The organism is Clostridium sp. (assembly GCF_051650885.1).
Classification (GTDB): domain Bacteria; phylum Bacillota; class Clostridia; order Clostridiales; family Clostridiaceae; genus Clostridium.
The window spans coordinates 1-10,313 of sequence record NZ_JBOFRG010000235.1; the positions used below are offsets into that span (position 1 = coordinate 1).

9 protein-coding genes and 1 pseudogene are annotated in these 10,313 nt (G+C 28.1%); all 10 read right to left on the bottom strand.

What is annotated here, in order from left to right:
- Positions 1-469: 469 nt before the first annotated feature.
- The 10 genes and pseudogenes from ACRC28_RS11030 to ACRC28_RS11075 all read right to left on the bottom strand — a co-directional run bounded on the left by ACRC28_RS11030 (position 470) and on the right by ACRC28_RS11075 (position 10,088).
- The gene (locus ACRC28_RS11030; protein WP_438543500.1) at positions 470-1,876 is read right to left on the bottom strand and encodes a hypothetical protein; all 1,407 of its coding nucleotides are present in this window, start codon (positions 1,874-1,876) and stop codon (positions 470-472) included.
- A 5-nt stretch (positions 1,877-1,881) separates the two neighbouring features.
- A complete protein-coding gene (locus tag ACRC28_RS11035) occupies positions 1,882-2,580 on the bottom strand; it encodes an OmpA/MotB family protein (protein WP_438543501.1) in 699 nt (232 codons plus the stop codon).
- Positions 2,581-2,593: 13 nt separating this feature from the next.
- Positions 2,594-4,006 (bottom strand): hypothetical protein, encoded by a 1,413-nt coding sequence (locus ACRC28_RS11040; RefSeq protein WP_438543502.1) that lies wholly within the window; start codon positions 4,004-4,006, stop codon positions 2,594-2,596.
- Between the two features lie 121 nt (positions 4,007-4,127).
- Positions 4,128-4,835 (bottom strand): class B sortase, encoded by a 708-nt coding sequence (gene srtB, locus ACRC28_RS11045; protein WP_438543503.1) that lies wholly within the window; start codon positions 4,833-4,835, stop codon positions 4,128-4,130.
- Between the two features lie 109 nt (positions 4,836-4,944).
- Positions 4,945-5,487, bottom strand: a complete 543-nt coding sequence (locus ACRC28_RS11050; RefSeq protein ID WP_438543504.1) for a hypothetical protein — start codon at positions 5,485-5,487, stop codon at positions 4,945-4,947.
- A gap of 596 nt (positions 5,488-6,083) precedes the next feature.
- Positions 6,084-6,767: pseudogene (locus tag ACRC28_RS11055) on the bottom strand (collagen-like protein); the annotation flags it as partial.
- A gap of 309 nt (positions 6,768-7,076) precedes the next feature.
- A complete protein-coding gene (locus tag ACRC28_RS11060; protein ID WP_438543505.1) occupies positions 7,077-7,727 on the bottom strand; it encodes a YitT family protein in 651 nt (216 codons plus the stop codon).
- Positions 7,728-7,878: 151 nt separating this feature from the next.
- Positions 7,879-8,496, bottom strand: coding sequence for a response regulator (locus ACRC28_RS11065; protein ID WP_438543506.1), 618 nt, complete (start codon positions 8,494-8,496; stop codon positions 7,879-7,881).
- A complete protein-coding gene (locus tag ACRC28_RS11070) occupies positions 8,489-9,619 on the bottom strand; it encodes a sensor histidine kinase (RefSeq protein ID WP_438543507.1) in 1,131 nt (376 codons plus the stop codon). Before ACRC28_RS11070 ends, ACRC28_RS11065 begins: the two co-directional genes overlap by 8 nt.
- The gene (locus ACRC28_RS11075; RefSeq protein WP_438543508.1) at positions 9,612-10,088 is read right to left on the bottom strand and encodes a hypothetical protein; all 477 of its coding nucleotides are present in this window, start codon (positions 10,086-10,088) and stop codon (positions 9,612-9,614) included. The genes ACRC28_RS11070 and ACRC28_RS11075 overlap by 8 nt, the downstream gene beginning before the upstream one ends.
- Positions 10,089-10,313 lie beyond the last annotated feature (225 nt).

A 10,313-nucleotide genomic window follows, 5' to 3' on the forward strand; every position in this document is an offset into this window, starting at 1 on the left:
AAAATTAGATACAAAGAATAGTATTTAAATTAAATATCTTTTCTTGGCTTTGTTGTATTAACAATTTATGTTATGTAATTTTCAAAGAACTTTCTCTCGGAAAACTTGTTTTTATTTTTCCGACTCGCTTATTATAACATCATAAAAAAAATTATGTCAAGCATATTTTTTTATTTTTTTTATTTAATTATACTTCCCTTTAAAATAAGGCTTTTTCTTAGTCCTTATATGTCGTATTTTAACCTGTTCTATGTTTTTTATTCTTTCTTTTTTCTTCCAAATAGTGAAAGCTCCTGCAATAACCGCAGAAGCTTTAGAAGTACATTAAAATTTTTGATTTTTAATTAGCGATTTTTTAAGACACAGACATTTTTAATATACTAAACACTTTATTCTTTTCCCTGATATATATTAATTATACACCAATCTTTATCTTTTTATCCATATATTTTTATTTATTTTTACCTTTTTATTCCTTTTGATTCTTATCTAATATTCTCTTTATTTTTATAAGTTCTATCTCATCTCTTATATATCTATTTTTATCTTTATAGCTTTTTCCACCATTTAAAATCGCTTCATCTCTAACATCTATTCCTTCACGTTTTTTGTTTATTAATGAAACTATATCCCCATCCTTTATTCTAAAGCCCAATCTATCCTTCTTTTTAATTACCTTTTCAATTGCCTTTACGTCATCTGTTTCCTCATAAAAATCATACATTATCTTTATAAGTCTTTTATCGTATTTTATTCCTTTACTTAAAAGAATCTTATTTGCCATTTCTAATGACACATTTCCTTCTTTAAAATCTTCTAATGTTTCTTTATCTAAAACTTTAAATTTCTTTTTTATTTCTAAACTAAAGTCACTAACCTTCATTACTTCTAATATTTCTTCTGTTAATTCAGTTATATACCCTAATTTGTAAAATTCTTCTAAATACATTCTTATATTTTCTTTTAATAATGGACTTGTTAATATAAATTCTTCTATCATATAACCTAATTTAACGTCTATTTCATCCATATCTAAATATGCTTCTATTATTTTCAAATAAAACTCAACATTAATTTTTCCATCAACTGTTTCAATCCATTCCTTATATCGACTAAAAATCTCCATTGATATACTTTTATTTTTTATCTCTGTTAGATATTCTAATGCAAATTCCTCACTTTTTTCCTTTTGTAGTCTTTCAATTCCTTTCCCCACAGCTATAATTCTTCTAGTTCTTTCTTTCATCATACTTAAAGTATTTAATATTTTTAAATCATAAAATGAACTTTCCATAACTTCATCAATTTTCAATATATCTATTTCAAAGAACTTTACCTTGTAGTCTGTATATACTATTATTTTTTCTCTAATGTTTATTGGATATTTCACATTTTCTGGTATGCTTACGATTATATCTATCTTACTATAATATTCTTTATCCTCAAATTTAATATCAACAAAGCCCCTATATTCATTACTTATATATTTTATTTTAAATGGATATACATCTTTTATCAGCTTTATATAGTAGCTTCTGTTTATCCCCTTTGAGCTTTTAAAAACTATTCCTCTTTTAAAGTCTACATCCGATACAAAGCCAATTTTTTCTCTTTTTATTATTTTTGCATTTATAAGAGCTTCATATACTTCTTTGTAGTCTATTTCTCTTTTATTGAAAAGCATATATATTTTATTACTTAAATAACTATATCCTTTATACTTTAAAATCCATACTAAGGCAGCTCTCATAACATTACTTTCTTTCAATTCTTTATATGGCATCATATCTTCTTTTAAATATTCTATAACCTTTAATGTTTCCTCTGTATATTTTGAATCTACAAATTCCATTATGTCTTTTTCATTTATCTTCATACCCTTTAGTCCTTTGCTCTATTCTTTATTGCATTTTCTAAATCTTTATTTGAGAACACCATTTTTATTTCAATTTTTCTTTGACTTGCCACCTTTTCTTTTTCTTCATCTGTATAACTTTCTCTATCTCTTTCTTCCTTGCTTATATTGGTCTCAAACTCTGACATTCCAGACGCTTTAAACTTGCCACCAAATTCATTTTCTAAAGAGCTATTCATAGGAACCATCCTATTTAAGAAACTCATGGCCCTTTCTGTAGATAATTTTCTATTTTGAATAGTTTCTCCTGCATAATCTGTATGCCCTATTACTTCTATATACTCTATCTCACCTACTAACTCTTCATCTGATAAGATATCCATAAACACATTTCCAAGTTGGTCTGCCATAACAACACCATCATTTTTCAAGTTCCATTTTCCAGTTTCAAAAAAGGTTTCTGTTTTCAGAATCATTTTTCCTTCTTCTTTGTCAAAGTACATTATATTTTTATCAACATTTTGTGCATCTAATTTTTCTTGTATTTTTGTATATATTTTTTCTCTTTTCACTGATATATTATCTACAAACAAACTTGATAATCCCATTGCAACAATCATTAAAAAGAAAAACACTAAAGCTATTGTAGTCATTACGTCTACAAAGGATGGCCAGTAAGATGCTTCCTCTTCTATAGACTTATATTTTCTACTCCTTATCTTCATATCAGTCTTCCTCCTAATCTCTTCTTATGTCTATCCAGTCATTTGTTGCTTTTACAAGTCTACCTACTGTTTGAGTATTCATGCTTAAAGCACCTATTGATTCATCAATATCTTCTAGAACTTCTTTTAATTCTCCTACTATATCATCTGAAATTTTTATAAATCCTTTTTCTATTGAATTTTTAACTCCTGCTTCAATCTTTTCTTGTAAGCCTTTTATATTATCTTTAAATTCAACAGTAATTTCTTCAAACTTTTCATACCCTGAATTTAATCCATGTATTTCTGATGCTAAATTTTCATCTCTATTTAATATAGAAATATTTATCGCCCTAAGAGTTTCTACTATTCCTAAATAAGTGTCCCTAATACTTTCTCTACCTTCCTTCACCTCTTCAATTGCCTTATCAAAGGTTTCATTTCTTTCAACAGAAGTCATATCAAGTTTGTTTATAACTCCTGATAAATAATCTAATTTATCTTCTAATCTTTCTACTGAGCCATTCATTATAAATTCAAGCTTATCTGTTGTTATTGTAAATTCATTTATTGAGCCTTTAAATCTTTCTATAGGTTCATTAAAGCTATCTATAGTTTCTCCTAAACTATGAATAACTTTTCCAAAATCTTCTGCATATACCCCTAACTCTTTTGCAGTATTTGTCATATCTAATGTATTTTTATTTATATTTGATACAAGTTCATTTACTCCATTCATAAATAACTCCCTCATATCTTTTGCAAGTCTAATCATAGCTGTTGAAACTATCTCATTAAACTTTTCAAACTGTGTTACAAAGCTATATGAATATTCACCATATAATGTGTTATCTAAATAATCTTCCATATAATCAAAAAATATTTCTTTTTCTTTTTTCACACTAATATTTATACTATTTAATACTAATGATACAGTTACCCCAAATATACTTGTCCAAAAAGCACTAGACATTCCCTGTAATGGCACACTCATATTAGCTAAAAAACCTTCCATCGTTTGCACTCCAGATTCTAAAACTCCATTTGTTCCATGTATTGCTACTGTCAGTCCTAAAAATGTACCTAGTAATCCAAGTCCAATAGTTGCTGCTGGAATTAAAAAAATAATCCTCTCATTAAATTTTTGCTTTTTCTTTAAATGATTTAATATTAAAACCTCTGTATTAATATTTTCTATTCCCTTTGTAGCACTCTTTTTAAAATCTTCTGATATAGATGCTAAAGTCTCATTTCTGAATTCCTTTTCCCCTGCTTCATTCTTTATTTCTCCATCAATGAAATCTTTAGATAAGTCTCCATAAAAATTTTTAAGATAGATACTTAGGTATATATTGTAAGCTAATGCTGCTACTATAATTAATATAACGCCCCATCCAATAACTCCTTGACCTAAAAAAGATTTAAATAACTCTGTAAATAACGCCATAAAACTCTCCCCTTTATTTTATTTTTAAACTTTCCATATCTATTCTTATTATGCTTCCTTATTAAATATTCTGTATTCTTGTTATTTTTAATAATAATAATAATAAAAAGCCTCCTAAAAATTAGGAAGCTTTTTTAACAGCGTGTACTACAGTCCTTGCATTTTCAAATTCATAGCTACAAGTAGATAGTGTTATTATCTTATCTTTTTCATTAATTTCTCTTTTTTCTTTATATATACTCTTCTTATTTATATAATCAATATATTCTTTACTATATCCTCTCCTTAAAAAATCTTCTTCTGCCTCCACTACATATACAGAAAATATTTCATAAACTTCTTTTTCATTTTCTCTATAAATAGTTATCTCTTTATTTTCTTTATAAAAATCCTCATTTTTAAACTTTACTAGGTTATTAAACATTGTCCCATTCTTCATATTATGACCATGTATTATAGTATTGAAATCATCCATTCTATTTGAAAAATCCATGAATATAGTTCCTGATGAATTTTTGTTTTTATCAAAGTTCATATGCAAATACTCATAATTATCCTTACTTTTCGCCACTGGATAATTTATATTTGTTCCTTTAACATTTAGCCAAAACACATAGTCTTCATTTATCTTTTTCATTTCGCTATATTTTTTCTTGAATTTTTCTTTCTCATTTATATTTTCATTCTCAATTTTTTCCTCAATTTGTTCTATTTCTTTGTAGACAGTTTTTGCTTCTTCATCTTCAATATACTTTCCTCCAACCTTTACAAAACAAAAAAACGCTATTATTGCGAGAATAATTATAATCACTTTTTTCATCTTACCCATCTTCCTACCCCCATTTTGTAAAATTATACCATATAATTATAATATCAAACTCTATTTCTTCCGTAAATATAAAAAGTAGCATAAATCCAGTTTACGCTACTTTTTATATTTATTTTATACCCTCAAGCACACTATTTTGTCCTTGAATTACTTCATTCATTATATTTGATAATGCATCATACATTCCATTACTATTTACAATTTTCCATTTTCCTCTAATCTTTGTTAAGTAAATTTTATCTGCTTCTGTGTTTTTATATGCAGGACCATTTTTATAAGTTATGTTAATATCGTACTTAACATCATATACAGCTGTTTCACTATCTCCAGCCTCTTTTTTTATATCTATTAATTTAATATGTATAGTTCTTTCATTTATATTAAATTGCTTTAGAAATGTTTGCATTATTTGTTCTCTTTCCTCTGCATTCGGTACTTGTGCATCTAATCTATCTTGTATATCTGTGTATGTAAGACATCTTTGAAGTTGATTATTTGATATAGCACCATAGAAATTTCTTATTACTTGCTCTGGGCTTGAAAAAAACAAATTCTTTCCTATATATGTTCCTCCTGCCACAATAGCAACTACTAAAACTAATATACTTATAATCTTTACATTTTTTTCTCTTTTAGTTGTAACTTTATCCATCAAATTACCTCTTTCTTTTTCTTAATCGTATCAGAATTTTATAATATCATATTTAATCCTTTAGTTTCTTTTTTTTAACTTACAATTACTCTCTATATCTTATCAGTCTTATAATAGTTTATCAATATAAAAGAGAATGATTGCTCATCCTCTCTTTCACATATGATTTTAATAAATCTATCTTCTTTTTATTGTAATCTTACTATCACAAACTTACCTTGACTTAAAACTTCACTTGCAGATGAAGTTGATACTGCTGTTAAGACTACTGGTGCTGCGGCTACAGTTATAATTCCAATACTCTTAAGCATTGCTACCTCGCCATTATTAACAGTAGCTGTTGCAGTATTAAATAATCCACTTACACCATCCACATTTACTGTAGCTCCTACACTTTGCCCTGTTGCTGTTCCCTCTACATTTGCTACAAATTCAACTAAATACGTTCCATTTGTATTTATTGTTATATCTGTTGGTGCTGTAAAGCTAATATCTGTTCCATTAATAGTAGATGTTGCTAACACAACTTTATCATTTGTTGCTAAGGTTTGTGTTCCTCCTGCATCTACTACATCTGCATTACTTCCTGGTAATCCTGCTCCTGTTGCTCCTGTCATTCCAGTTGCCCCTGTATCTCCTGTTACTCCAGTTACTCCTGTTACTCCAGTTACTCCTGTTACTCCAGTTGCTCCTGTTACTCCTGTTGCTCCAGTTACTCCTGTTGCTCCTGTATCTCCTGTTACTCCTGTTACTCCAGTTGCCCCTGTATCTCCTGTTGCTCCTGTTGCTCCTGTTACTCCTGTTACTCCTGTTGCTCCAGTTACTCCAGTTACTCCAGTTACTCCAGTTACTCCAGTTACTCCAGTTACTCCAGTTACTCCAGTTACTCCTGTTGCTCCTGTTGCTCCTGTATCTCCTGTTGCTCCTGTTACTCCTGTTGCTCCAGTTACTCCTGTTGCTCCTGTATCTCCAGTTACTCCAGTTACTCCTGTTGCTCCTGTTACTCCTGTTGCCCCAGTTACTCCTGTTGCTCCTGTTGCTCCTGTTGCTCCACCAGCTGGTCCTATTGGTCCTGTGTCTCCGATAGCTCCTGTCATTCCAGTTGCTCCTGTTAGCCCTGTCGCTCCTGTTACTCCTGTTGCTCCAGTTACTCCTGTTGCTCCCGTTACTCCTGTTGGCCCTATTGGTCCTATTGGTCCCCTACATCCTCTTGGTCCTGTTGGTCCCATTGGTCCTGTTGGTCCTACATTCCCTCCACACGAGCTACAACCATTGCATCCACAGCTACTTCCCCCACATGAATAATTAGGTGGATTACAAGAATTATAATCATTAAAACCATCATGTTTTCCTGAACACCTTGAATCATCATAACAAGAAGTGCATTGGCTTTCTGTGGTAACATCATTATCAAAATTACAATTTTTTATATTTCTATAATTTTTAGAAGTAAAATTATTTTTTCCACATCTTATCCTCATTTTTTTCACCTCATTTTTTAATATACATAATATAGTATTAAAAAAAGTTTTTTTTGGTAACTAAAAAAGGTTGTTTAAATAAAAATATTTAAACAACCTTTAATTACACTATACTAAAGCCGGATTTTCAATCACTTTACTTTCTTTACTTATCTTAGCTTCGCTTCTTCCTATTTCATAAATAACACTTATCAATTTACCACTTACTAATACTGCAATCACTGAATAAATTATTTTTTCATAACTTATATAAGTTAATGAAAGTAATAATACTGTTGCATCCATTATGTAATACATATGGTTCATTTTAAATCTTGTAAATTTACTAACAATTATGGCTATAACATCATCTCCACCAGATGCTGCCCCTGCTCGTACTACTATTCCTACTCCAACTCCAACACATATTCCTGCTAAAATACTCGCTAAAATCATATGATTCGTTAAGTTTGGAATAATAAATCCTATACTTTCCCACATTTTATATGTTATAGAAAATGTTACTGTAGATAAGGAAGCTAATAATAAAAACTTCTTACCTAAAAATTTCATTCCTATACAAAACAGTGAAAAATCAATGATGATACTTGTTATTGATGGTGATATATTAAATAAATGTTGTAAAAGCAACATTAAACCTAAAACTCCACCTTCTGTAACATCATTTTGATAATTTAAATTATAACTACCAAATGCTAAAATTGATGCTCCTAAAATAATTAGTGCTATCCTCTTAGCATTCTTTCTGGACGATACCAAAATATCACTCTCCTAATTTCTTGATATCTCCATTATATACCTACTCTCTTTTTTTTGCTTAACTTCAAATATCTCCTATCTCTACTTAATCCTATTTATTCATTCCTTCATCAATTTATCTCTTACTTCGTCTTACTTCCTACCCTACTTCCTATTTTTTTAATTTTATTGCAAGTTCTGTCCTATTTTTCACATTTAGTTTATCTAGAATTTTAGTAACATAATTCTTTACTGTTCCCTCTGATAAATAAAGCTTTTCTCCAATTTCCTTATTATTAAGACCTTCACCTATAAGTTTTGTAACCTCTTCTTCTCTTTTCGTAAGCTCTTTCAAATTTATCTCACTTTTATTTTCACTAAGTAAATTAGCCATTTTCACTGCTATTTCTGGATGTATTAGCATATTCCCTTTGTTTACTTGCTTTACTCCATTTATTATTTCATCTGGTTCTGCATCCTTTAAAAGATATCCTTTTGCTCCATTTTTTATAGATTTTAATATATATTCATCTTCATTAAAGGTTGTCAAAATTAAAACCTTTATATCTTTTTCAAGGTCTTTTATAAGCTTTGTTCCTTCAACTCCATTTACATTTGGCATTCTTATATCCATAAGAACTACATCAACATCATTATCTCTACAAAAGCTTACTCCCTCTAATCCATCACTAGCTTCCCCTACTACTTCTATATCATCATCTAAAGATAAAATTAACTTTAAACCTTCTCTAATAATCTTTTGGTCATCTACAATAACAACTTTAATCATTTTTCTTTTCAATCTCTCCTTCTATAGTAAATTTCTCTATAAATTTAACCCTCACTGTTCCACCTATTTTTTCTATTCTTTCTTCTATTCCTAGAACCCCATTTGATTTTTTAATATTTTCTGGTAAACTTCCATTATTCATTATAGAAAATTGTATCTTTTCATTTTTTATCTTTATACTAATTTCAAATTCAGTACTATCTCCATGCTTTAATCCATTTGTTATACATTCTTTTATTGTTATATATAAAGCTTCTTTTATCTCATCACTTTCTAATTCTATCCTCTCATCTATATCATTTATAAATTTAACTTTTTCCTTTAGATTTTCTTCTAAATCATAAATTCTTTTTATAAATGATAAATTTGATTCATCTTTTAACTTATAAACTGTATCCCTTAACTCCTTTATACTTTCTTTTACTAAGCCCTTTGTCTTTAAAAATATCTCTTCCTTTTTTTCTTCTGATTTTATTTTTTCTAACATATTTAAATGCATTGATATGGCCATTAAATAATGTCCTAAGGAATCATGAAGCTCTTGTGCTACTCTATTTCTCTCTTTTTCTAGAGTTAAAATTTCTACTTTTTCAGAATACTCCTTAAGCTTTTTGTTTTGTTCTACTAATTCTTTATTTAAATATTTAATTTTCTTTTTATCCTTACTTCTAATATGTATCATTATCACTACAATACAAAATCCAAGATAAGGTACTGCTACATCTAAAACAACTTCAGATAATTTTATGAAAGTTAACCCTTCTCCTAAAAATGAAGCTATAATTCCCACAAAACAAAATATTCCTATCATAGCCATTGATGTTATCTTTAATTTTAAATTTTTCAAGTGCAAACTATCAATAATTGCTAAATAAAAATACATTATTGCCTGTGGATTTATAGTATACAAACTTATCGCTACAAGGCATGTTACTAAATTCACTCCAACTTCTATCTTTTCATCTTTTATTATAAATTTTAATATTAATAATCCTAAGATTAGAATGATTAAACCTAAATTATAAAAAGCCTTAGGACTTTCAAAATTGCTTTTCATTGCAACTAGAAAGTTTAAGGCTAATATTATTATCTCTAACTTTAAAAATCTATTTTTTTTATCCATTCAGTTTTCCCTTTAATCTTAAATAATCCATATATATTTTTATTCTTCTTACTGTAATTGAAGCTAAAGCCATAAATAAAGCTCCTGCTTCAACTGCATTTATAAGATTTTTATCAAAATATCCTATACTCATATCAAGCCCTATTTTTATTACTAAATATACAACTAATATTAGTATATCAAATAGATGTCTTTTATAAACAACTTCTCCCTCTGAATTAACCTTAACTTCATAAAATCGTGCTCTTAACATACCGATTCCTATACCAATAATAATTGATATTGATACTATGCCTATGTTTACTATATTTATTTTCATTTCTAATAATTGTTCTACTGAAAAATATAAGAATATTAATGGTACTATAAATATTCCATCCTTAACTTTTTTAGTTTTTCCATTCTTTGAATTTATAAACCCTTTATATATTATAATTATTAAAATAATTCCTATTGCTCCAAAACTCATGTTTCTTCTCCTCTTTTCTTTAAGTTTGTACCTTTATTATAAAATCCTATTATCTTTTTGTATTGTTACTAAAGTCATATAAAAAGTCATAACTTTAAGCTTCTTTCATATTGACTTAAGTCTTAAATTTAAATATAATTATAGTCAAATGATTACAATTATATATGTTATTGCTATGATTAGAAGTAGTACTATGATTTAGTATTTTTAGAGAGTTAATGGTTG

What these genes read in the sequence shown, in the direction of transcription:
- ACRC28_RS11075 (WP_438543508.1), bottom strand. Translation starts at nt 10,088, where the DNA reads ATGAGTTTTGGAGCAATAGGAATTATTTTAATAATTATAATATATAAA.
- ACRC28_RS11050 (WP_438543504.1), bottom strand. Translation starts at nt 5,487, where the DNA reads ATGGATAAAGTTACAACTAAAAGAGAAAAAAATGTAAAGATTATAAGT.
- ACRC28_RS11040 (WP_438543502.1), bottom strand. Translation starts at nt 4,006, where the DNA reads ATGGCGTTATTTACAGAGTTATTTAAATCTTTTTTAGGTCAAGGAGTT.
- ACRC28_RS11035 (WP_438543501.1), bottom strand. Translation starts at nt 2,580, where the DNA reads ATGAAGATAAGGAGTAGAAAATATAAGTCTATAGAAGAGGAAGCATCT.
- ACRC28_RS11065 (WP_438543506.1), bottom strand. Translation starts at nt 8,496, where the DNA reads ATGATTAAAGTTGTTATTGTAGATGACCAAAAGATTATTAGAGAAGGT.
- ACRC28_RS11070 (WP_438543507.1), bottom strand. Translation starts at nt 9,619, where the DNA reads ATGGATAAAAAAAATAGATTTTTAAAGTTAGAGATAATAATATTAGCC.
- srtB (WP_438543503.1), bottom strand. Translation starts at nt 4,835, where the DNA reads ATGGGTAAGATGAAAAAAGTGATTATAATTATTCTCGCAATAATAGCG.
- ACRC28_RS11030 (WP_438543500.1), bottom strand. Translation starts at nt 1,876, where the DNA reads ATGAAGATAAATGAAAAAGACATAATGGAATTTGTAGATTCAAAATAT.